Source organism: Bacillus sp. 275, assembly GCF_001999205.1.
GTDB lineage: Bacteria > Bacillota > Bacilli > Bacillales > Bacillaceae > Bacillus > Bacillus velezensis.
On sequence record NZ_CP019626.1, the window covers coordinates 3,368,567 to 3,390,421 of the forward strand.

The 21,855-nt window shown below is 48.1% G+C and carries 21 protein-coding genes, 1 other RNA gene and 2 other annotated features (1 of these 24 running past the window's edge); of the genes, 16 read left to right on the forward strand and 6 right to left on the reverse strand.

The features are described 5' to 3' along the window. The first annotated feature begins 63 nt into the window (after positions 1 to 63). Both relA and dtd read left to right on the forward strand, forming a co-directional pair. Positions 64 to 2,268 carry a GTP diphosphokinase gene (relA, locus tag BZ167_RS16590; RefSeq protein ID WP_003152716.1) on the forward strand — a complete coding sequence of 735 codons (2,205 nt, stop codon included), beginning with the start codon at positions 64 to 66 and terminating at the stop codon, positions 2,266 to 2,268. Between the two features lie 12 nt (positions 2,269 to 2,280). Beyond that, a complete protein-coding gene (gene dtd, locus BZ167_RS16595) occupies positions 2,281 to 2,724 on the forward strand; it encodes a D-aminoacyl-tRNA deacylase (protein WP_077392147.1) in 444 nt (147 codons plus the stop codon). Between the two features lie 26 nt (positions 2,725 to 2,750). Here dtd and BZ167_RS16600 read toward each other — a convergent pair whose 3' ends face one another. Next, positions 2,751 to 4,313: an N-acetylmuramoyl-L-alanine amidase family protein gene (locus tag BZ167_RS16600; protein ID WP_077392148.1), complete on the reverse strand. Its 1,563-nt coding sequence runs from the start codon at positions 4,311 to 4,313 to the stop codon at positions 2,751 to 2,753. Between the two features lie 130 nt (positions 4,314 to 4,443). Between BZ167_RS16600 and BZ167_RS20360 the strand changes: the two genes are divergently transcribed. From BZ167_RS20360 to BZ167_RS16620, 5 genes are all read left to right on the forward strand, one after another. Continuing rightward, positions 4,444 to 4,614: a YrzK family protein gene (locus BZ167_RS20360; protein WP_012118083.1), complete on the forward strand. Its 171-nt coding sequence runs from the start codon at positions 4,444 to 4,446 to the stop codon at positions 4,612 to 4,614. Positions 4,615 to 4,674: 60 nt separating this feature from the next. Beyond that, positions 4,675 to 4,907: a binding site (T-box leader), on the forward strand. Positions 4,908 to 4,970: 63 nt separating this feature from the next. Further along, the gene (gene hisS / locus BZ167_RS16605; RefSeq protein ID WP_015417909.1) at positions 4,971 to 6,245 is read left to right on the forward strand and encodes a histidine--tRNA ligase; all 1,275 of its coding nucleotides are present in this window, start codon (positions 4,971 to 4,973) and stop codon (positions 6,243 to 6,245) included. Positions 6,246 to 6,259: 14 nt separating this feature from the next. Further along, a complete protein-coding gene (gene aspS / locus BZ167_RS16610) occupies positions 6,260 to 8,038 on the forward strand; it encodes an aspartate--tRNA ligase (RefSeq protein WP_031378916.1) in 1,779 nt (592 codons plus the stop codon). Positions 8,039 to 8,100: 62 nt separating this feature from the next. Then, positions 8,101 to 8,292: non-coding RNA, 6S RNA (gene ssrS / locus BZ167_RS16615), on the forward strand. A gap of 71 nt (positions 8,293 to 8,363) precedes the next feature. Then, entirely contained in the window at positions 8,364 to 9,128 is a 765-nt protein-coding gene (locus tag BZ167_RS16620) for a tRNA threonylcarbamoyladenosine dehydratase (RefSeq protein WP_015240289.1), read from the forward strand. Between the two features lie 115 nt (positions 9,129 to 9,243). Here BZ167_RS16620 and BZ167_RS16625 read toward each other — a convergent pair whose 3' ends face one another. After that, complete coding sequence (locus tag BZ167_RS16625; protein WP_015240288.1) at positions 9,244 to 10,512, reverse strand: replication-associated recombination protein A; 1,269 nt, start codon at positions 10,510 to 10,512, stop codon at positions 9,244 to 9,246. A 194-nt stretch (positions 10,513 to 10,706) separates the two neighbouring features. Here BZ167_RS16625 and cymR point away from each other — a divergent pair, with 194 nt between their 5' ends. The 8 genes from cymR (at position 10,707) to BZ167_RS16665 (ending at position 17,472) form a co-directional block, all read left to right on the forward strand. Continuing rightward, a complete protein-coding gene (cymR, locus tag BZ167_RS16630; protein WP_003152730.1) occupies positions 10,707 to 11,123 on the forward strand; it encodes a cysteine metabolism transcriptional regulator CymR in 417 nt (138 codons plus the stop codon). A gap of 18 nt (positions 11,124 to 11,141) precedes the next feature. Beyond that, positions 11,142 to 12,281, forward strand: coding sequence for a cysteine desulfurase family protein (locus BZ167_RS16635; RefSeq protein WP_077392149.1), 1,140 nt, complete (start codon positions 11,142 to 11,144; stop codon positions 12,279 to 12,281). A gap of 36 nt (positions 12,282 to 12,317) precedes the next feature. Continuing rightward, entirely contained in the window at positions 12,318 to 13,433 is a 1,116-nt protein-coding gene (gene mnmA / locus BZ167_RS16640; protein WP_012118077.1) for a tRNA 2-thiouridine(34) synthase MnmA, read from the forward strand. A gap of 87 nt (positions 13,434 to 13,520) precedes the next feature. Beyond that, positions 13,521 to 14,141: a tetratricopeptide repeat protein gene (locus BZ167_RS16645; protein ID WP_088461189.1), complete on the forward strand. Its 621-nt coding sequence runs from the start codon at positions 13,521 to 13,523 to the stop codon at positions 14,139 to 14,141. Positions 14,142 to 14,159: 18 nt separating this feature from the next. After that, positions 14,160 to 16,538, forward strand: a complete 2,379-nt coding sequence (recD2, locus tag BZ167_RS16650; protein WP_061860750.1) for an SF1B family DNA helicase RecD2 — start codon at positions 14,160 to 14,162, stop codon at positions 16,536 to 16,538. Between the two features lie 118 nt (positions 16,539 to 16,656). Further along, the gene (locus BZ167_RS16655; protein ID WP_007408205.1) at positions 16,657 to 17,115 is read left to right on the forward strand and encodes a PRC-barrel domain-containing protein; all 459 of its coding nucleotides are present in this window, start codon (positions 16,657 to 16,659) and stop codon (positions 17,113 to 17,115) included. Between the two features lie 12 nt (positions 17,116 to 17,127). Continuing rightward, a complete protein-coding gene (locus tag BZ167_RS16660) occupies positions 17,128 to 17,319 on the forward strand; it encodes a hypothetical protein (RefSeq protein ID WP_003152738.1) in 192 nt (63 codons plus the stop codon). Between the two features lie 21 nt (positions 17,320 to 17,340). Next, a complete protein-coding gene (locus BZ167_RS16665) occupies positions 17,341 to 17,472 on the forward strand; it encodes a YrzQ family protein (RefSeq protein ID WP_003152741.1) in 132 nt (43 codons plus the stop codon). Between the two features lie 35 nt (positions 17,473 to 17,507). Here the strand turns inward: BZ167_RS16665 and BZ167_RS16670 are convergent, their stop codons facing one another. Genes BZ167_RS16670 through BZ167_RS16685 form a run of 4 tightly spaced genes read right to left on the reverse strand, consistent with a single transcriptional unit; the run spans position 17,508 to position 20,466 of the window. Next, positions 17,508 to 18,164 (reverse strand): amino acid ABC transporter permease, encoded by a 657-nt coding sequence (locus BZ167_RS16670; protein WP_053103958.1) that lies wholly within the window; start codon positions 18,162 to 18,164, stop codon positions 17,508 to 17,510. Positions 18,165 to 18,182: 18 nt separating this feature from the next. Then, entirely contained in the window at positions 18,183 to 18,833 is a 651-nt protein-coding gene (locus tag BZ167_RS16675) for an amino acid ABC transporter permease (RefSeq protein ID WP_061860749.1), read from the reverse strand. Positions 18,834 to 18,889: 56 nt separating this feature from the next. Beyond that, positions 18,890 to 19,717, reverse strand: a complete 828-nt coding sequence (locus BZ167_RS16680) for a transporter substrate-binding domain-containing protein (RefSeq protein ID WP_061860748.1) — start codon at positions 19,715 to 19,717, stop codon at positions 18,890 to 18,892. A gap of 20 nt (positions 19,718 to 19,737) precedes the next feature. After that, the gene (locus BZ167_RS16685; protein WP_007408209.1) at positions 19,738 to 20,466 is read right to left on the reverse strand and encodes an amino acid ABC transporter ATP-binding protein; all 729 of its coding nucleotides are present in this window, start codon (positions 20,464 to 20,466) and stop codon (positions 19,738 to 19,740) included. Positions 20,467 to 20,684: 218 nt separating this feature from the next. Between BZ167_RS16685 and BZ167_RS16690 the strand changes: the two genes are divergently transcribed. Continuing rightward, entirely contained in the window at positions 20,685 to 21,746 is a 1,062-nt protein-coding gene (locus BZ167_RS16690; RefSeq protein ID WP_077392150.1) for an AI-2E family transporter, read from the forward strand. A gap of 43 nt (positions 21,747 to 21,789) precedes the next feature. Beyond that, positions 21,790 to 21,855, forward strand: a binding site (T-box leader) (it continues 142 nt past the right edge of the window).

Consider the following 21,855-nt stretch of genomic DNA (forward strand, 5'->3'; position numbering starts at 1 on the left):
TACATCTCTCGTTTTTTTCTTGATAATAAACTAATACAGTTTACATTTAAAAAAGGTGATTCCATGGCGAACGAACAAGTATTGACTGCCGAGCAAGTAATAGATAAAGCGCGCACTTATCTGCCGGAGGAGCAGATTGCGTTTGTTGAGAAAGCTTACCTGTATGCGCAAAACGCGCATCGCGAACAGTACCGCAAATCAGGTGAGCCGTACATCATTCATCCGATTCAGGTGGCGGGGATCCTCGTCGATCTGGAAATGGACCCTTCCACGATTGCGGGCGGATTTCTGCATGACGTGGTAGAGGACACGGATGTCACCCTCGACGACCTGAAGGAAGCATTTTCTGAAGAAGTGGCGATGCTTGTCGACGGCGTGACGAAGCTCGGTAAAATTAAGTATAAATCTCAAGAGGAGCAGCAGGCGGAAAACCATCGAAAAATGTTTGTCGCTATGGCTCAGGATATCAGAGTCATATTGATCAAGCTGGCAGATCGCCTTCACAATATGCGGACGTTAAAGCATCTTCCGCAGGAAAAGCAGCGGAGAATTTCAAATGAGACGCTGGAAATTTTCGCTCCGCTGGCCCATCGGCTCGGGATTTCTAAAATCAAATGGGAGCTGGAAGACACCGCTCTCCGTTATTTGAATCCTCAGCAATATTACAGAATCGTCAACCTCATGAAGAAAAAGCGCGCGGAACGCGAACTTTATGTCGAAGAGGTTGTCAATGAAGTGAAAAAACGGGTCGAAGAAGTAAATATCAAAGCGGACTTCTCAGGACGTCCGAAGCACATCTACAGCATTTACCGCAAGATGGCGCTGCAAAATAAACAGTTCAATGAAATATATGATCTGCTCGCCGTCCGTATTCTTGTCGGAAGCATTAAAGACTGCTACGCCGTACTCGGCATTATTCATACGTGCTGGAAGCCGATGCCGGGCAGATTCAAAGATTATATTGCAATGCCTAAGCCGAATATGTATCAGTCGCTGCATACGACCGTAATCGGGCCTAAAGGCGATCCGCTGGAAGTGCAGATCAGAACGTTTGAGATGCATGAGATCGCTGAATACGGGGTGGCCGCACACTGGGCATATAAAGAAGGCAAGGCTGCAAACGAAGAAGCGACATTTGAGAAAAAACTGTCCTGGTTCCGTGAAATTCTGGAATTCCAAAACGAGTCTACCGATGCGGAAGAATTTATGGAATCGCTGAAAATCGATCTGTTTTCTGACATGGTATACGTATTTACGCCAAAAGGCGATGTCATTGAACTGCCGTCAGGCTCTGTGCCGATTGATTTTTCCTACAGGATCCACTCGGAGATCGGCAACAAAACAATCGGGGCGAAAGTGAACGGAAAAATGGTGACGCTTGACCATAAGCTCCGGACGGGCGACATCGTCGAGATTCTGACGTCCAAGCATTCATACGGCCCGAGTCAAGACTGGGTCAAACTGGCGCAGACGTCCCAGGCGAAACACAAAATCCGCCAATTCTTTAAGAAACAGCGCCGTGAAGAAAACGTCGAAAAAGGCCGTGAGCTTGTCGAGAAAGAAATTAAAAATCTTGATTTTGAAGTGAAAGATGTTTTAACACTCGAAAATCTTCAAAAAGTTGCCGACAAGTTCAATTTCTCAAATGAAGAGGATATGTACGCGGCGGTCGGATATAACGGCATTACCGCTCTTCAGGTGGCCAACAGGCTCACCGAAAAAGAACGGAAGCTGCGTGACCAGGAAGAGCAGGAAAAAATCGTTCAGGAAGTCACTTCCGAGCCGAAACATTATCCGCAAGGGAGAAAACGGGAAGCGGGTGTGCGCGTAAAAGGCATTGACAACCTTCTCGTCCGCTTGTCGAAATGCTGCAACCCGGTGCCTGGCGACCATATTGTCGGTTTTATTACAAAAGGGCGCGGTGTATCCGTTCACCGGGATGACTGTCCGAACGTCAAAACGAATGAAGCGCAGGAACGTCTGATCCCCGTTGAATGGGAGCATGAATCACAGGTTCAAAGACGCAAAGAATATAACGTTGAGATTGAGATTTTGGGGTATGACCGTCTCGGGCTTTTAAATGAGGTGCTCCAAGCCGTAAATGAAACGAAAACCAACATCTCCTCTGTCTCCGGCAAATCCGACCGCAATAAAGTCGCTACGATTCATATGGCGATTTTTATTCAAAACATCAACCATCTGCATAAAGTGGTCGAGCGGATTAAGCAGATCAGAGACATCTATTCAGTCCGGCGGGTAATGAACTAAAAGGAGCTTGCTATGAAATTAGTTGTTCAGCGTGTAACAGAAGCGAGTGTGACGGTTGACGGCGCTGTCGCCGGCCGGATCGGACCCGGCATTATGGCGCTTGTCGGCATCACTCATGAAGATACAGAAGAAGATGCCGCTTACTTGGCGGATAAAATCGTGAATCTTCGGATTTTTGATGATGAAAGCGGTAAGATGAATTTATCGCTTTTGGATACGGGCGGGGAGATTTTATCCGTTTCCCAGTTTACGCTTTACGGCGAAACGAAGAAAGGGAGACGCCCGAATTTTATGAATGCGGCTAAACCGGATCAGGCTGTGCTCCTTTATGAAAAGTGGAACGAACTCCTTCGGGAAAATGGAGTCAAAGTGGAAACCGGAATATTCGGAGCCATGATGGATGTTCAGCTGACGAATTCCGGGCCGATTACATTGATTATGGATTCTAAACAATAAAAAAGCTGCCGTTCGGCAGCTTTTTTTTATGATTGAAAATAATGTTCCAATCCGCTTTCAATTCCGTCTGTCACTTTTTCCTGATAAGAGCCGCTATGTATGATTGTTTCTTCTTGCGGTTGACTGAGATAGCCGAGCTCATACAGCATGGCAGGCCGTTTATTTTCCCTCAGGACGTAATAATCGCCAAACAGAACGCCGCGATCCGGGATAGAGGAACGCTTCACTACTTCAGAATGGACGTCTGAGGCAAGCTGGCGATCCTTAGACGGACTGTAATAATAAGCCGTGCTTCCCCGTGTTGACGTATCGGCATAGCTGTCATAGTGAATGCTGATAAAGGCATCCGCATTCCGGTAATGAGAGGTTGAAACCCTGGCCTGCAGGCTGATAAAAGTATCATCCTGTCTGGTGATATACACGTTTGCACCGGCCGCCCGCAATTTTTGGGCCAGCAGCTTAGCGGTTTTAATGGTTACGTTTTTTTCAAACTTTCCGGAGTAGCCGATCGTTCCGCTGTCTTTTCCTCCGTGTCCGGGATCAACGACGATCGTTTTGTTTTTAAGTGAGCCGCTGCCGCCTGACGTGTCGGGAGAAGGTGCTTCTCCTGTTTCCTCACCGCTTTTTGACGTTTGTACGACCCAGTTTGCCACATATGCGGTTTGTCCGTTTTCAAGCCGGACTTCATACCATTTGCCGCTTGAGCCGACAATCGGGTAGGCTGCGCCTTTATCTGCTCTTTTTACGATAGAAGCGGAAGTCGAGGCCGAGCTCCTTAAGTTGGTGCCGCCGTAAACAATATACGCTTTTTTCGAGGAGCCTGAGCCCGCAGAACCGTCTCCCGAGCCGGATGCGCTGTCCGATGAGTCAGAATCCTTTATGATGTAGTGGCTTGCTGCCCAGCCTTTTTGCCCGTTTGCTTCAATTTTCAGCCAGCCGTGGTCTTCACTTAAGATGGAAACCTTTGTTCCGCGTGATAATTTAGTCATAATCGCTGAATCATGTGATGCTGCACTTCTGACATTCAATGAAGAAACGCCGACAGTCCCGTTTTTTGACCCGCTTCGGGCCGAAGTGGCTTTCGTATCCGATCCTCCGCTGTCCGCGGTGACGTATTCGGAAGAAACCCATCCGGTTGTGCCTTGATAAGAAATGTTCACCCATCCGCTGTTCTTGTCCAGCACGGATGCATGTGCGCCTTGCGGAAGTTTGCCGATGACTTCATACGATGTCCCCGGGCCTTTTCTGATGCGGAGGTCGGGATCGGTGGAAGTGACCGTTCCGCTTGTTGCGGATGAATGGTCTGCTCCCCCGGCTGTTTTTGATATCAGCCAGGAAACGACCCATCCGGTTTTACCGGGGCTCAGCTGAAGCTGCACCCAGTCTCCCTCTTCTTTAGCGATCGGGTATCTTTCCCCTTTTTTTACTTCAGCCTTAATTCCGTAGCTCAGGCCGGGACCGCCTCTGACATTGATCTTGTCTGTCGCGATGACCGCTTCTCCCTCTGCGGCGATTGCGGTGTGGAATGACGGAAGAAGCGCTGTGATGATGACGCCGCATAAAATAAGAGCAAGAGTTCTCTTCTTCATGGCTGTCCTCCTTTCTGAACTAACTAAAATACATTCTTGTATAATATCGTATTTTCCTTGCTGAATGTTAAATAAAAATAAAATGGTTTGTTTATACTAGTCATAAATACAGCGAAAAGGTGTGCAAATCATGAAATATCAACCAAAAATGGGACGCGCGCTGCACGATGCGGAAGGAAATCTGCACTTCAGTGATCAGAGCGATAGCGAAAAGGCGGGTTTTCTTGAAGAGACGGCGACGGAGTTCGGTCTCTTATCGAAAGAAGCGGTCGCAAGGAAAAACAGACGGAATAAAACTTGACAGGGGAGTGCAATCCCATTATTATAATAGAAATTGATGTACATAAGTCATGATAACGATTTTGAACCGATAATGGAGAAGAGTAGGTCAGAATGCATGGAGAAGAGAGGAACCGTCCCGGGCTGAAAGCGGATCCGCACTGCATCTTTCTCGAAACAACACTCCGGAGGTTCCCTGCTGAACGCTTTTGCAAGTCATTAGGCAGCGGACGTGAACCTGCGTTAAAGGTCAGAGCGGGGATGCTTCGGCATTCCAACTAGGGTGGCACCACGGGTATAACTCTCGTCCCTACTATACATGTATAGTAGGAGCGGGAGTTTTTTTATTTGAAGAAAGACATTAAGGAGGCCTGTAACATGGCATATCACATTCCAAGAGGCACACAGGACATACTGCCGGGTGAATCAGACAGATGGCAGTTCGTCGAACAAATTATGAGGGAGACGTGCCGCACTTATCAATATAAAGAAATCCGCACACCGATTTTCGAGCATACGGAATTGTTCGCAAGAGGCGTCGGTGAGTCTACAGATATCGTGCAGAAAGAAATGTACACGTTTGAAGACCGTAAAGGGAGAAGCCTGACGCTTCGGCCGGAAGGAACAGCCGCTGCAGTCCGCGCGTTCAATGAAAATAAATTATTTGCGAACCCGGTGCAGCCGACGAAGCTTTATTATGTCGGACCGATGTTCCGTTACGAACGTCCGCAGACGGGGCGTTTCCGGCAATTCTATCAATTCGGAATCGAAGCGATCGGCTCCAAAGATCCGGCCGTGGATGCAGAAGTCATTGCGCTTGCGATGAGTATTTACCGCACAGCCGGTTTGAAACATGTCAAGCTTGTGCTGAACAGCCTTGGTGACCAGGACAGCCGCAAATCCTACCGGGAAGCGCTCGTCAAACATTTTGAACCGCGCATCGGAGAGTTTTGCTCAGACTGCCAGTCGCGTCTGCACACAAACCCGCTCAGAATTCTTGACTGCAAGAAAGACAGAGAGCATGAACTGATGAAAACGGCTCCGTCCATTCTTGATTACTTAAATGAAGAATCAGCCGCTTATTTTGAGAAAGTAAAACAATACTTAAACGATCTCGGCATCCCGTTCGAAATAGATCCGAACCTTGTCAGAGGGCTTGATTATTATAACCATACCGCTTTTGAAATTATGAGCAATGCCGAAGGATTCGGAGCGATTACAACCCTTGCCGGCGGAGGCCGCTATGACGGGCTTGTTGAACAGATCGGCGGACCTGAGGCGCCGGGTATCGGATTTGCGATGAGCATCGAACGTCTGCTGGCAGCCATTGACGCTGAGAAAACAGAGCTTCCCGTCAATCAGGGGATTGACTGCTACATCGTGACGCTCGGAGAAAAAGCGAAGGATTATTCCGTTTCCCTCGTGTACAAACTGAGAGAAGCGGGCATCTCAAGTGAAATCGATTATGAAAATAAAAAGATGAAGGGCCAATTTAAAACAGCTGACCGTCTCGGCGCACGTTTTATTGCGATTTTAGGGGAAGATGAGCTTGCCCAAAATAAAATCAATGTAAAAGATGCGGAAACAGGAGAGCAGCGTGAAGTGGTGTTAGACGAGCTGATACAAGTGTTAAAGGCAGATCAAAAGCAGTGAAGGAGAGGAACGCTATGTTTGGAAGAACATATTATTGTGGCGAGATAACTGAAAAAGCGATTGGCGAAACCGTCAAACTGAAAGGGTGGGTGCAGAAACGGCGCGATCTCGGCGGCTTGATTTTCATTGATTTGCGCGACCGCTCGGGTATTGTGCAAGTCGTGTTCAACCCTGACGTATCAAAGGAAGCCCTTGCCGCAGCGGAAGCAATCAGAAACGAATATGTGCTTGATATCGAAGGCACGGTTTCTGCCCGTGAAGAAGGCACGGTGAATTCCAACCTGAAAACCGGTAAAATTGAAATCAAAGCTGAAGCGGTGACGGTGCTCAGTACGGCGAAAACGCCTCCGTTTCCGATCAGTGACCAGGCGGCTGAGGTTTCTGAAGACGTCCGGTTAAAACACCGCTATTTGGATTTGCGCCGACCGGCGATGTTTCAAACATTGCAAATGCGCCACCAAGTCACAAAATCCATCCGCCATTTCTTGGATGAAAACGGATTTCTTGATATTGAAACACCGATTTTAACAAAAAGCTCTCCCGAAGGCGCCCGTGATTACTTAGTGCCGAGCCGGGTGCATGAAGGAGAATTTTACGCCCTTCCGCAATCGCCGCAGATTTTTAAACAGCTTCTGATGGTGTCGGGCTTTGAACGGTATTATCAAGTGGCCCGCTGCTTCCGCGATGAAGACTTGCGTGCCGACCGCCAGCCGGAATTTACGCAGATTGATATCGAAATGTCCTTTATGAGTCAAGAGGACATCATGGCTCTGGCGGAAGAGATGATGGCGAAAGTCATGCTTGAAACAAAAGGTGTTGAAGTACCGCTGCCGCTTCCGCGAATGACATATGAAGAAGCGATGAACAGCTACGGTTCCGACAAGCCTGACACCCGCTTCGGCATGCTGCTGACGGACGTGTCAGACATAGTGAAAGATACTGAATTTAAGGTGTTCTCATCAGCCGTGGCAAACGGCGGCGTTGTAAAAGCGATCAATGTCAAAGGCGCTGCCGGCGACTATTCCAGAAAAGATATCGATGCGCTCGGCGTTTTTGCCGGAAATTACGGCGCGAAAGGTCTCGCTTGGGTGAAAGTTGAAGCTGACGGCGTAAAAGGCCCGATTGCGAAATTCTTTGATGAAGAGAAGCAGGCAAAACTGGCTGAAGCACTTGATGCTTCTGAAGGCGATCTGCTCCTGTTCGGCGCTGATAAGTTTGAGGTTGTGGCTCAATCCCTCGGCGCGCTTCGCTTAAAGCTCGGCAAAGAACGCGGCCTGATTGACGAAAGCCTCTTCAACTTCCTGTGGGTTGTGGACTGGCCGTTACTGGAGCATGACGAGGAAGAAGGCCGTTTCTATGCGGCTCACCATCCGTTTACAATGCCTGTCCGTGAAGATCTTGACCTGATTGAAACGGCGCCTGAAGATATGAAAGCGCAGGCTTACGACCTTGTCTTAAACGGCTATGAACTCGGCGGAGGCTCAATCCGTATTTTTGAAAAAGACGTTCAGGAAAAAATGTTCGGGCTTCTCGGCTTTACAAAAGAAGAAGCGGAGGAGGAGTTCGGATACCTTCTTGAAGCCTTTGAATACGGCGCCCCTCCGCACGGCGGAATCGCGCTCGGCTTAGACCGTTTGGTTATGCTTCTTGCAGGCCGCACAAACTTAAGAGATACGATCGCTTTCCCGAAAACGGCAAGCGCAAGCTGCCTTCTTACGGAAGCGCCCGGCGAAGTGAGCGACGCCCAGCTTGAAGAACTTCACCTTTCTGTCAAAAGAAAAGTGAAACAGTAAAGATCAGCAGTTTGTTTCTTGAAAATCAAAATCTGCTGTGATATGATTTTGACAAGTTAAATAAAGTCCTGATGTGTTAGTTGTACACCTAGTTTTGACCGAACATTTTTTTGATTTGGGAGCCCGCATTTTTAAATGGCGTACATGCCTCTTTTCATTCGTTAAGAGGACTTACAAGATTTAAAAAAGGGCACCCACCTGCTGAGAGCGGGTTCAAAACGAAGGAAAGCTGCAACGGCACAATTGGGACTTTATTTTTTGTGCGCTAAAACCAGCGGCTTTTTGACAAGCCGAGTTTATAAAACCAGAATGTGGAGTGAGGTTCTTGTTACATCAGTTTTCCAGAAATGAGCTAGCGATTGGAAAAGAAGGGCTGGACACGTTAAAAAACAGCACGGTGGCCGTTCTCGGCGTCGGCGGAGTCGGTTCATTCGCTGCCGAAGCATTGGCGAGGTCCGGAGTGGGGCGGATCGTGCTTGTCGATAAAGATGATGTTGACATTACAAACGTAAACCGCCAGCTGCATGCGCTCTTGTCGACGGTGGGACAGCCGAAAACAGACTTGATGAAAGCGCGGATCGCGGATATTAATCCGGATTGCGATGTCGTCGCCTTAAAAATGTTTTATACGGAAGAGACGTATGAGCAGTTCTTTGAGCATCCGCTCGATTACGTCATTGACGCGTCGGATACGATTCATTATAAAATTCATCTGATGAAAGAATGTCTGAAACGGAATGTTCCGCTGATTTCAAGCATGGGAGCGGCGAATAAAACAGACCCGACACGCTTTCAGATTGCTGATATTTCAAAAACCCATACTGATCCGATTGCCAAAGTCGTCCGCACAAGGCTTCGTAAAGAGGGCATTAAAAAAGGCGTACAGGTCATTTTTTCTGATGAAAGCCCGATCGTCATCCGTGAAGACGTCAGAAAAGAAGTCGGGAATGATGAAGCGAAAATCCGTAAAGCGCAAATGCCGCCGTCTTCCAACGCCTGGGTTCCGTCAGTGGCCGGTCTGATTATGGGCGGACATGTTGTCATGGAGCTCTTAAAGGACATCGACATTAAACGGGTTAAAGATAAATAAAAAGAAAAACAGCCTTCTTCAGGAAAGGCTGTTTTTTTATTTGAATCCGCCGTTTACACGAAAGGTTTTGGCCGGTATCAAAAAAAACAAGAACACATAGGGTGTTCTTGTCCGGTTATTTTTTCTGCTTCATCAGTTTTTCATACACTTGCTTTATGGCGGCTTCAAATTTCCCCGTTTGTTTCGGTTTATAGTATTGCTTGTTTTTTAACGGATCAGGCAAATATTGCTGTTCGACCCATCCGTTCTCGAAATCGTGAGGATATTGATAGCCGATCCCGCGTCCGAGCTCTTGGGCCCCTTTATAGTGGGCGTCTTTTAAATGTTTCGGCACATCGCCGATTTTACCCGTCCTGATGTCTTTGAGCGCCTCATCAACGGCTGAGATGGCGGAGTTTGATTTTGGCGAGAGGCATAATTCGATTACCGCATTGGCCAGCGGAATTCTCGCTTCCGGAAAGCCGATCCGTTCTGCGGTCTGAATCGCGCTCAGCACCCGGGGGCCTGCCTGCGGGCTTGCGAGGCCGATATCTTCATAGGCGATCACGAGAAGCCTTCTTGATATGCTTTCAAGGTCGCCGGCTTCGATCAGACGGGCCAGATAATGAAGGGCGGCGTTTGCGTCCGAGCCTCGGATCGATTTTTGGAAGGCGGATAAGACGTCATAATGCGCATCGCCGTTTTTATCATGAGTATAGCTTTTTTTCTGCAGACATTCTTCCGCCGTCTCCCGTGTAATCCGGATCGTGCCGTCGCTTGATTCCTTTGTGGAGAGCACGGCAAGCTCCAGTGCGTTCAAAGCGGAGCGGACGTCTCCTCCGCACCCTTGCGCGAAATGATCCATCGCGTCGTCGTCCACCGAAACGCTGTAGGAACCGAGTCCCCGGTGTTCATCTGTGAGCGCTCTTTCCAATGCCTGCTTGATCAGATCGGGTGTTAACGGTTCAAGCTCGAAGATCTGGGTCCGGCTTCTGATGGCCGGGTTAATGGCATGATAAGGGTTGGCGGTCGTCGCGCCGATTAAAATAATCATGCCGTTTTCTAAATAGGGCAGCAGAAAATCCTGCTTTCCCTTATCAAGCCTGTGCACTTCGTCAAGGATTAAAATGACCTGGCCTGACATTTTCGCTTCCTGTACGACAATCTCCATGTCTTTTTTATTATGAATGACGGCATTCAATTTCCTGAATGCGATGCTTGTCGATCCTGCGATCGCTGTGGCGATGGACGTTTTTCCGATGCCCGGCGGCCCGTACAGGATCATGGATGATAAGTGCTTTGCACGCACCATTCTGCCGATGATTTTATCTTCTTTGACCAAATGTTCCTGGCCGATAATGTCTTCGATATTGGCAGGCCGCATCCGATACGCCAATGGTTTCATGAACATCTCTCCTTACATATACAGGGTAACGGAAAACGGACGATTAGAAAAGCGAATTGCGGCGGGCCCCGTGTTTCAATGAAAATTAGGATAAGTTATGTTATAATAACAGTTGGTCTATAAGATACTAAACAGATTATTCATATCCATTTACTTGTATAAATTAACAATTAGAATTGACTGGGGTGTTCATATTGAAAATATCGACAAAGGGAAGATACGGGCTCACCATTATGATTGAATTGGCGAAAAAGCACGGAGACGGTCCGACGTCGCTCAAAAGCATCGCCCAAACAAACAGCCTTTCTGAGCATTACTTGGAACAGCTTGTATCACCGCTCAGAAACGCCGGACTCGTAAAAAGCATCAGAGGCGCTTACGGGGGGTACGTGCTCGGGGGCCAGCCTGAAGAGATAACGGCCGGAGATATTATCAGAGTGCTGGAAGGGCCGATCAGCCCGGTAGAAGTGCTTGAGGATGAAGAGCCTGCCAAGCGGGAGTTATGGATCCGCATCCGCGACGCTGTAAAAGACGTGCTGGACAGCACGACGTTAGAAGACCTTGCGAGCTACACGGACGGCGAGCAGGAAGCTTATATGTTCTATATTTAAACCAGAGGTGTACAGACAATGGAACGGATTTATTTAGATCATGCCGCGACTTCCCCGATGGATGAGCGTGTGCTCGAAGAAATGAAGCCCCATTTCTTCGGCAGTTTCGGCAACCCGTCAAGCATTCATTCATTCGGAAGAGAATCCCGGAAATGGGTCGATGAAGCGAGAGCGGACATCGCGCGCGAAATCAGTGCGAAAGAACAGGAAATTATTTTCACAAGCGGCGGCACGGAGGCTGATAATTTAGCGATTTTCGGAACGGCTGCCGCCCGGAAGAATGAAGGAAAGCATATCATTACGACCGCTGTTGAGCATCATGCTGTATTGCACGCCTGCGAAAAGCTGGAAGAAGACGGCTTTGAGGTGACATACCTCATCCCCGGCCCTTCAGGATGGATCAGTGCAAATCAGGTGAAAGAAGCGCTCCGTGATGATACAATCCTTGTTACCGTCATGTATGGCAATAACGAAGTCGGAACCATTCAGCCGATTGACGAAATCGGAGAGCTGTTAAGCGGGCATCAGGCCTATTTTCACACAGATGCCGTCCAGGCATTCGGTTATATGCCGATTGACGTGAAAAAAAGCAGAATTGACATGCTGTCTGTTTCCGGTCACAAGCTTAACGGGCCTAAAGGGACAGGCTTTTTATATGTAAATCAAGAGGTGAAGCTGTCACCGATTCTTCTCGGGGGAGAGCAGGAACGAAAGCGCCGCGCGGGGACGGAAAATGTACCGGGCATCGCCGGCTTAAAAGAAGCGGTCGTCCTTTCAAACCGTGAGAGGGAAGAGAAAACAGCGAAGTATAAGGAGTTTAAGAATATTATCATGAGCACGCTGGAAAAATCCGGCGTCACAGCGGAGGTGAACGGAGATGCCGAGAAATGCCTGCCTCATATTTTAAACCTTTACTTTCCCGGTGTGCCGGTGGAAGCGCTGCTGGTCAATCTTGACATGGAAGGCGTTGCCGTCTCCAGCGGATCTGCTTGTACGGCAGGATCCGTTCTTCCGTCCCATGTGCTTACAGCCATGTTCGGAAGTGAGAGCGGCAGGCTGACTTCGTCAATCCGCCTCAGCTTCGGCCTCGGCAATACGGCGGAACAAATCGAAACAGCCGCCGAAAAGCTTGCCGCCGTCGTTAAACGGCTTGCTTAAAACGGCGGACTTACGTTTTTAATGGAGTGAATGCAAATGGAAAAACGGCCGGAGGATACAAGAGTCGTAGTCGGCATGTCCGGCGGCGTGGACTCTTCCGTGGCGGCCCTTCTGCTGAAGGAGCAGGGCTACGATGTAATCGGAATCTTTATGAAAAACTGGGATGATACGGACGAAAACGGTTTTTGCACGGCGACGGAAGATTATGAAGACGTCATCCGGGTCTGCAACCAAATCGGAATTCCGTATTATGCCGTCAATTTTGAGAAGCAATATTGGGAAAAGGTATTTCAATATTTCCTTGATGAATATAAAGCCGGAAGAACCCCCAATCCGGATGTCATGTGCAATAAAGAAATTAAGTTTAAGGCTTTCTTGGATCATGCTCTGTCACTCGGCGCGGATTATCTTGCGACGGGCCATTACGCCCGCGTGGACAGAAGCGCAGGTACAGTGCGCATGCTCCGCGGTCTGGATGAAAACAAGGACCAGACTTATTTTCTGAATCAGCTCAATCAGGAACAGCTCAGCAAAGTCATGTTCCCGATCGGTGATCTGCAAAAAAGCCGCGTGCGGGAAATCGCCAAAGAAGCGGAACTTGCGACAGCTGCGAAAAAAGACAGCACGGGAATCTGCTTTATCGGCGAACGCAACTTCAAAACGTTTCTCAGCCAATATCTCCCCGCTCAGCCGGGCGATATGATGACAATGGACGGAGAAGTAAAAGGGCGTCATGACGGTCTGATGTATTATACTATCGGACAGCGCCACGGTCTTGGAATCGGCGGAAGCGGCGAGCCGTGGTTCGCCGTCGGTAAAGATCTTGAAAAAAACATTCTGTATGTTGATCAAGGATTCCATAATCCGCTTCTGTATTCTGACAAGATCACGGCGACAAATGTCAGCTGGACGCGTCCCGGTCTGATGGACGGCGGCGAAATGACATGCACGGCGAAATTCCGCTACCGTCAGGAAGATCACAAAGTAACGGTGAAAATGACGGGTGATGATGAAGCGGAAGTCATTTTTGACGGGCAGGTACGCGCCGTTACGCCGGGACAAGCCGTCGTTTTTTATGACGGAGAAGAGTGCCTCGGCGGCGGAACGATAGATGACGTTTATAAAGACGGAACAAAACTGTGGTACGTATAACACATGTAAAAAACCTCAACTCGCATGTTGGGGTTTTTTAGCGAAAGGAAGTTAAAAATGGATTATAATAAAATCGGGATTGACGCCATGCAGGAGGGCGATTTTGAAAAAGCGGCAGAGGCTTTTACGAAAGCGATTGAGGAAAACGGCCAAGATCCGGTGCCGTATATCAACTTCGCAAATCTGCTTTCTTCTGTGAACGAACTCGAACGGGCGCTTGCATTCTATAACAGAGCGCTTGAATTGGACAATTCGGCGGCAGCCGCTTATTACGGTGCGGGAAACGTATATGTGATGAAAGAATCGTTTTCCGAAGCGAAGGATATGTTTGAAAAAGCGCTTCGCTCCGGAATGGAAAACGGAGATTTGTTTTATATGCTGGGGACCGTTCTCGTTAAATTAGAGCGGCCGAAGCTTGCACTGCCATATTTGCAGCGTGCCGTTGAATTAAATGAAAATGACACGGAAGCACGCTTCCAGTTCGGAATGTGCCTCGCAAACGAAGAAATGCTGGATGAAGCTCTGGCGCAGTTTGAGACGGTGATCGAGCAGGACCCAAGCCACGCGGACGCATTTTATAATGCCGGGGTCGCTTACGCGTACAAAGAAAATCGTGAAAAGGCGCTTGAGATGCTGGAAGGCGCAATCGGCATACAGCCTGATCATATGCTTGCGCTTCATGCGAAACAGCTTATCACCCAGTCATAACAAAAGGAGGGAAGGCTCGTGGATCAGCTGAACATCGAAGAACAGCCGTATGTAAAAGGCGTCATTCATACGGTCATTTATCATAATGACACCAACCTGTATACAGTGCTGAAAGTCAAGGTTGCAGAAACGTCTGAGGCGATCGAAGACAAGGTCGTATCCGTAACGGGCTACTTCCCTCTGCTGCAAGAAGATGAGACCTACACATTTTACGGAAAAACCGCCACGCATCCTAAGTTCGGCCTGCAATTTCAGGCTGAACACTTTAAAAAAGAAATTCCGACCACAAAAGAAGGGATCATTCACTATTTATCAAGTGATCTGTTTGAAGGAATCGGAAAAAAAACGGCGGAAGAAATCGTCAAAAAGCTCGGAGACGGCGCGCTCAATAAAATTCTGACGGATGCATCGGTGCTTTACGATGTGCCGAAAATGTCGAAAAAGAAAGCGGATAAGCTTGCCGGAGAGCTGCAGCGGCATCAGGGGCTTGAGCAGATTATGATCTCTCTGAACCAATACGGTTTCGGGCCCCAGCTATCCATGAAAATATATCAGGCCTACGAAACGGAAACACTGGAGAAAATTCAGGAAAATCCTTATCAGCTTGTAAAAGACGTTGAAGGCATCGGCTTTGTGAAAGCTGACGAGCTGGGCGGAAAAATGGGTCTGTCAGGAAACCACCCGGAGCGGATCAAAGCGGCTATCTTATATACAATTGAATCGACCTGTCTTTCAGAGGGCCATACGTACATAGAAACAAAGCAGCTGATAATCAATACGCAAACGCTCCTGAATCAGTCAGCTGAAGGCGGCCGCGTCACGGAAATGGATGCGGCTGACGGCATCATCGCCCTCGGGGAGAGTAAGGATATCGTCATAGAAGGAGAACGCTGCTATTTTCCGTCCTTGTATTACGCCGAACAAAATGTCGCAAAACGCGTGCTCGACATTGCGGCTCAAACGGAGTATGCCGATCAATTTCCTGAATCGGAATTTCTGCTTGCACTCGGTGAACTGGAAGAACGGATGAATGTTCAATACGCGCCAAGCCAAAAGGATGCCATTCAAAAAGCGCTGTCTTCACCGATGCTTTTACTGACCGGAGGACCCGGGACGGGGAAAACGACCGTTATTAAAGGAATCGTGGAATTATACAGTGAACTGCACGGAGTATCGCTTGACCCCGGTGATTATAAAAAAGACGAGACGTTCCCGGTGCTGCTTGCCGCGCCGACGGGAAGAGCCGCAAAACGGATGAGCGAATCTACGGGTCTGCCGGCTGTTACGATACACAGGCTGCTCGGCTGGAATGGCGCTGAAGGCTTTACCTACAATGAAGATCAGCCGATAGAAGGGAAACTGATCATTATAGACGAAGCGAGTATGCTCGATATCTGGCTCGCCAGCCATTTGTTTAAGGCGCTTCCTAAGCACATTCAGCTCATTGTCGTCGGTGATGAAGACCAGCTTCCTTCAGTAGGACCGGGGCAGGTGCTCAGAGACCTTTTGGCTTCTGAGGTGCTGCCGACCGTGCGCCTGACAGATATTTACCGTCAGGCTGAAGGATCATCCATTGTGGAACTTGCGCATGATATGAAAAAAGGACTGCTTCCAAAGGGGCTGACCGCGCCGACAAAGGACCGCTCATTTATCCGCTGTAATTCTTCACAGATTAAAGAAGTCGTGGATCAGGTCGTTTCGAACGCGTTAAAAAAGGGGTATACCTCCAGGGATATTCAAGTGCTGGCCCCGATGTACAGGGGAAAAGCGGGAATTAACGAGCTGAATATGCTTCTTCAAGACATCATGAATCCGCCGAAAGAAAAAAGGCGGGAGCTGAAATTCGGTGATGTCGTCTACAGGACGGGCGATAAAATATTACAGCTTGTCAACCAGCCGGAAAACAATGTGTTTAACGGCGATATCGGCGAAATCGTATCCATTTTTTATGCCAAAGAAAATACGGAAAAAGAAGACATGGTCGTCGTCTCATTTGACGGCAACGAAATCACCTTTACGAAAAAGGACTTCAGCCAGTTTACCCACGCGTACTGCTGTTCCATTCATAAGTCGCAGGGGAGCGAATTCCCGATTGTCGTCCTGCCTGTCGTCAAAGGCTACTATCGAATGCTCAGGAGAAATCTGCTTTATACCGCCATAACAAGGGCGAAAAAATTTCTGATTCTTTGCGGAGAAGAAGAAGCGCTTGAATGGGGCGTCAAAAACAATGATGCCACCGTCAGACAGACGTCGCTTAGAAACAGGCTCACAGAGCAGACTGAAGAGATGGATGCAGAACTGGCCGCCCTGCAAAAAGAGCTGCCGTTCAGTGTATATGATGCGAACATCGGAATGGAAGGCATCACGCCGTTTGACTTTATGGAAGAAAAAGCGTAAATAAAACCCGGAGTATAAACATGCGCCGGGTTTTCGCCTGTGGAAGTCATTTCAAAGTATGCTGCCCGGCTTCTTGGCAAAACCTATACGTGTTCAACAAAAGGTGGTTGATCACACTTTGAGAACATGCCATGCAGCTGAAGGACGAACAGTATATGACGAAAACACCGGGCGCAGTCTCGGGATGATATCGGATGTATGTTTCTCTCTGGACGGCCGGTTTCTCGGTTTCGTGCTGGAGCAGAAACGCCTGTTTCACAACCGCCATCTTTTTTTAGAGGCAAGTGATATAAAAGAGATGGATCAAGAAGCCGTAGCTGCCGGTCATGCTCATTTGCAGCCTTTGCCGAAGAGCTGTTTCACCTTTGAACAGATTAAGATGCAGCCGGTGAAATCGCCTGATGGTGAAATGTTCGGTTTGCTGGAAGATGTATACTTTTGTTTGGACAGGGGCATAATCGTAGCATATGAACTCTCGGACGGCTTCTTTTCAGATCTGGCAGGCAGACGCCAAGTGCGCCGCGCCGCCGATACGCTTATTGAAGCGGGGAAAGAAGGCATCGTCCTGAACGGATAAGAGGTGTAGTCTGTGCTTGTATGTCCGAACTGCAAAAGTAAAGATATCGGCAAAATCGGCGTAAACCAATACTATTGCTGGGGCTGCTTCATTGAGCTGACGGTGGCCAAAGGCAAAATTGCGACACATCAAGTAGAGGAAGACGGCACATTAAGCAGTCTTGATGATTTGTTTTCTGAAGACGAACGCAGTATCAATTTTTAAAGTTGAAAGGAGATACGCGCGATGGGCAGAACAATGACCTCTCTGTTGGCTTTAGGAGCTGGAGCCGTTATGTATCGTATGGCTTCTCAATCCGATATGCTGAATAAAAAAGGTATGAAACGGATGAGAAGACGAGTCATGAAAATGTTTTAAGCAGAAAAAAGGATACTTCTCCGGAAGTATCCTTTTTACGTTTGTCTCGCTTCCAGCCGGCTGGCTGCGAGAGACAGGCTGTAATTGACCGCGAAATACATCAGGGCCGCCAGCAGAAAGATCGGGAAAAAATATCCTCCGTCAGCGCTTTGTCCGTTTAAGATCTGCGCGTTATGAATCAGTTCGGGCAGAGCGATGACGACCGCAAGTGACGTATCCTTTAATAAGGAGATAAACTGGCTCACAATCGGAGGAACCATACGCCTGAGCGCCTGCGGCATGACGACGAGAAAAAGAGTCTGCGTGTACGTCAGTCCTGAAGAACGCGCCGCTTCAATCTGTCCTTTGTCAACGGATTGCAAACCGCTTCTGATGATTTCTGACAGCATGGCCGATTCAAAAATCGTCAGCGCCGTGATGGCGGCCGCGGTAATTTCCAGCTTGATCCCGATTTCCGGAAGGGCAAAAAACGTAAAGAAAATGATTAATAACAGCGGCAGGTTGCGGATGGTTTCCACAATGGCCGCTATAATGCCCGAGACGATAGGAATTTTCGCATAGCGCAAAGTGCCGGCGGCAAGCCCGAAAATAAAACTCAGGACAATGGAGATCAGTGCAACATAAAGTGTGACCAAAAAGCCGTCCCATAAAAACAGCAGATGGTCAGGTGTATAGGCGCCGCTAAAATCCATGTTTTTCACTCTCCTTCTCTAATAACTCTTTCCGAGACGTCTTTCCAAATAGTGAACCCCGATGCTGAGCGGGATCGTTACTATCAAATAAAAAAGCGCGACGAAAATATAGACATCAAACACGACAAGAGTGCTTGAGGAAACGAGATCCGCCTGATACATCAAATCGAGTCCCGCCACCACTCCGAGTATTGATGAGTTTTTGACAAGGTTGAGAAATTGGTTTCCGAGCGGGGGAATCACGATTTTTACGGCCTGAGGAAGAATGATATATCTCATCGCCTGACTGTAGGTGAAGCCTGACGATCTGGCCGCTTCCATCTGCCCTTTGGAGACAGTCTGAATTCCGGCTCTGATGGCTTCTGCGATAAAGGCGGATGTGTAAATCGTCAGCGCAATCGTTCCCGCCTGAAAGCCGTCCAGTCTCAGCCCGACGTTCGGAAGTCCGAAATAAAAAACGAATGTGATGAGGAGAAGCGGGATGTTCCGGATAAATTCCACATACGCAGTGCCGATCCATTGAAGGGGTTTGAAAGCCGTGATTCTCATGACTGCGATCAGAACGCCCAGCGCAAAGCTGCCTGCCAGCGCGATGAAGCTCGCAAGCAATGTGTGCAGGAAACCGTCCATATACATATCGAAGTTTTCCGTTAAAATTGAAAAGTTCATCTATGTCACTCCTTATAAAACGGGGATGAGCATGCCTGCTCATCCCGCGGTCCTTTCTATTTTGCCGGTTCTTCTTTAATCCATTTTTTATAGATTTTTTCGTACCTGCCGTCGGCTTTCATTTTTTTCAAAGAGGCGTTGATTTCCTTGATGAGTTCGGATTGGCCTTTTTTGACGGCGATTCCGTAAGGTTCATCGGTGAAGGTTTCGCCTGTCAGCTGATATTGTTTATTTTCATCTGCCATGCCGTATAAAATCGCATTATCGGTTGTGAGCGCATCTCCCTGTCCCGCTTTAAGCGCAGTGAACGCTTCGGCGTAATTTTCAAATTCCAGCACTGAGGCCTCAGGCGCTTTTTCTCTGATGTTTTGTGAGGAAGTAGAGCCTTTTACCGCCAATACTTTTGAGCCTTTTCCCAGGTCTTCGGTGCTTTTGATGCTGCTTCCTTTTTTGACGAGCAGGGATTGCCCGGCTTCAAAATAAACATCTGAGAAATCAACTTCTTTTTTCCGCTCATCCGTTATTGTCATCGTGGCGGTGATGGCATCGATATCGCCGTTTTGCAGCATCGGAATTCTCGTTTTTGACGTCACTTCTTTAAATTCCGCTTTCTTCTCATCCCCCAGAATATCTTTTGCGAGCTGTTTTGAGATATCAATATCGAAGCCTTCAATATCACCGGAGCTTGGGTTTTTCAGCCCGAATAACCTCGTGTCGGTTTTGACGCCGAAGATGATTTTGTCTCTGTCTTTAATAGAGGCTAACGTGTCTTTTCCCGTTCCTTTTGAATCTCCGGACGTTTCTTTCCCTCCGCAGGCGGCCAGCATAAAGACGGCCAGCAGTGATATCAACCCGAATGACAACCATTTTGTTACACGTGACATAAGCACTCCTCCGTTTCTTTTCAGTGATTTAAAATACGGCTTAAGAATAAACGCGCCCTCTCTTCACGTGGGCTTTCGTAAAATTCAGCCGGTGCAGCTTCTTCTAAGATGGCTCCGCCGTCGATAAACACGATGCGGTCCGCCACTTCTTTTGCGAATCCCATTTCATGTGTGACGACTGCCATGGTCATGCCTTCCTTTGCGAGTGTTTTCATGACATCCAGCACTTCCCCGATCATTTCCGGATCAAGCGCAGATGTGGGTTCATCAAACAGCATAATTTCGGGCTTCATCGCAAGCCCCCTGGCGATGGCGACACGCTGCTGCTGGCCGCCGGAAAGCTGTGAAGGATAAGCGTCCGCTTTTTCCGGTATACCGACTTTTTTCAAATAGTATAAGGCCGTTTCTTTTGCTTCTTCTTTTGATTGCTTAAGTACTTTGATCGGTGCGAGCATGATGTTTTGCAGAACGGTTTTGTGCGGGTACAGATGAAAATGCTGGAACACCATGCCGATATTGCGGCGGACCTTATTTATATCCGTTTTCTTGTCATGGATGGAGACGCCGTTTACCGTTAAGGCGCCTCCATCAACTGTTTCCAGCTGATTAATGCAGCGGAGAAGCGTGCTTTTTCCCGATCCTGAAGGTCCGATGATAACGACGACTTCCCCTTTTTTAATGTGCAGATTAATGTTTTTCAGCACGTGGAAATGTCCGTAGTGCTTATTTACATCCTGAAATGAAATCATGGCCATCCTCCTTAAAAAACATGAGTCATTTTGACTGGACAGTTTTAAAACCCTTTAACACATTACGATAGTTATACAGATTTTTATGAATATTATTTAGATTATTTCGTAATTTCTGATAATTGTTTCCGTCAAGAGGTCTGCGTCATAAGGCGGAGTTTATGAAACGGGAATAATTCCGGCTTTCTGTCAAAAGATAAAGCAAGAGGTGAAACGTCATGCTTCAAAAACCGCTGCAGCTCTTAATGTGGACGGCTGTATGTCTGCTCGTTTTGTTAACAGTGTATGTCTTTTGCATGCTCGATATGTTATGGTCTCCCATTTGGCTTGTTATAAAATCTCTCTTTATTCCTATATTCATTGCAGTATTTATTGCTTATCTTTTACTTCCGATTACTGAATGGCTTCATAGAAAAGGGATGCCTAGAACTTTAAGCCTGCTTCTGATTTATTGCCTGTTTTTCGGCGGAATCGGCTGGGGGGTTTATAAAGGGGTTCCTGTTTTAATTGAACAGCTGCAGGATCTGTCTGAGAGCATTCCCGGTCTTGCCAAAAACTACAACAGCATGCTGAAGCATCTGCATAATCACACGGATCATTGGCCTGACGGCATGCACCATCGAATGGACAAAATGATTCAGCAGACAGAAACGTTTCTTGCCGGCACGATTGAAAGCACGATCAGAAGCATCCGTTTCGTGCTTGATTATATCCTGATCGCGGCGACGATTCCTTTTCTCGTGTTCTATATGGTGAAGGATATAGACGGCATGAAAAAGACAGTCTGGTATTTGACGCCGAAGTCCTGGAGAAAAAGGGGGAGTGAATTTCTGCGGGATGTGGACGACTCTCTCGGTGATTACATCCGCGGTCAGCTTCTCGTTTGTTTTTTGCTCGGGCTAATAGCCGGCGTTTCATTTTGGCTGTTCGGGCTTCCTTACCCGCTGATTTTGGGCCTTGCCATCGGGGTTACGAATGTCATCCCGTATTTCGGTCCGTTTATCGGCGCTGTGCCGGCGCTGCTCCTTTCGCTGGCGATTTCTGCTAAAGCTGTGATCATCGTAATCGTCACGATTTTTATTCTGCAATTTATAGAAGGAAACATTTTGAGCCCGCTTATTGTCGGGCGCAGTCTCAGAATGCACCCCGTCGTGATCATGCTGGCGCTCCTTGCCGGAGGAGAGCTCGCGGGCATACCCGGCATGATTCTCGCTGTTCCGGCGGCAGCCATTTTAAAAGTGACGGCCATACACTTTTTGCGGATCAGGACGGAACATTGACATTCGGGTTCTGCTTGTCTATAATTTCGAGTAGAATACATACGAATCTCGAGTGACGGATATGAGTACGCCGAAGCCCTGTTTAAGAGAGAAGCTCCGATACGCTGAA

Excerpts from the sequence above, each read along its gene's own strand:
- BZ167_RS16635 (WP_077392149.1), top strand. The coding sequence starts at position 11,142 with ATGGAACGGATTTATTTAGATCATGCCGCGACTTCCCCGATGGATGAG.
- BZ167_RS16670 (WP_053103958.1), bottom strand. The coding sequence starts at position 18,164 with ATGGATTTTAGCGGCGCCTATACACCTGACCATCTGCTGTTTTTATGG.
- aspS (WP_031378916.1), top strand. The coding sequence starts at position 6,260 with ATGTTTGGAAGAACATATTATTGTGGCGAGATAACTGAAAAAGCGATT.
- BZ167_RS20360 (WP_012118083.1), top strand. The coding sequence starts at position 4,444 with ATGAAATATCAACCAAAAATGGGACGCGCGCTGCACGATGCGGAAGGA.
- BZ167_RS16685 (WP_007408209.1), bottom strand. The coding sequence starts at position 20,466 with ATGATTTCATTTCAGGATGTAAATAAGCACTACGGACATTTCCACGTG.
- BZ167_RS16625 (WP_015240288.1), bottom strand. The coding sequence starts at position 10,512 with ATGAAACCATTGGCGTATCGGATGCGGCCTGCCAATATCGAAGACATT.
- BZ167_RS16600 (WP_077392148.1), bottom strand. The coding sequence starts at position 4,313 with ATGAAGAAGAGAACTCTTGCTCTTATTTTATGCGGCGTCATCATCACA.
- BZ167_RS16690 (WP_077392150.1), top strand. The coding sequence starts at position 20,685 with ATGCTTCAAAAACCGCTGCAGCTCTTAATGTGGACGGCTGTATGTCTG.
- relA (WP_003152716.1), top strand. The coding sequence starts at position 64 with ATGGCGAACGAACAAGTATTGACTGCCGAGCAAGTAATAGATAAAGCG.
- mnmA (WP_012118077.1), top strand. The coding sequence starts at position 12,318 with ATGGAAAAACGGCCGGAGGATACAAGAGTCGTAGTCGGCATGTCCGGC.
- BZ167_RS16645 (WP_088461189.1), top strand. The coding sequence starts at position 13,521 with ATGCAGGAGGGCGATTTTGAAAAAGCGGCAGAGGCTTTTACGAAAGCG.
- dtd (WP_077392147.1), top strand. The coding sequence starts at position 2,281 with ATGAAATTAGTTGTTCAGCGTGTAACAGAAGCGAGTGTGACGGTTGAC.
- BZ167_RS16680 (WP_061860748.1), bottom strand. The coding sequence starts at position 19,717 with ATGTCACGTGTAACAAAATGGTTGTCATTCGGGTTGATATCACTGCTG.
- hisS (WP_015417909.1), top strand. The coding sequence starts at position 4,971 with ATGGCATATCACATTCCAAGAGGCACACAGGACATACTGCCGGGTGAA.
- BZ167_RS16675 (WP_061860749.1), bottom strand. The coding sequence starts at position 18,833 with ATGAACTTTTCAATTTTAACGGAAAACTTCGATATGTATATGGACGGT.
- BZ167_RS16665 (WP_003152741.1), top strand. The coding sequence starts at position 17,341 with ATGGGCAGAACAATGACCTCTCTGTTGGCTTTAGGAGCTGGAGCCGTT.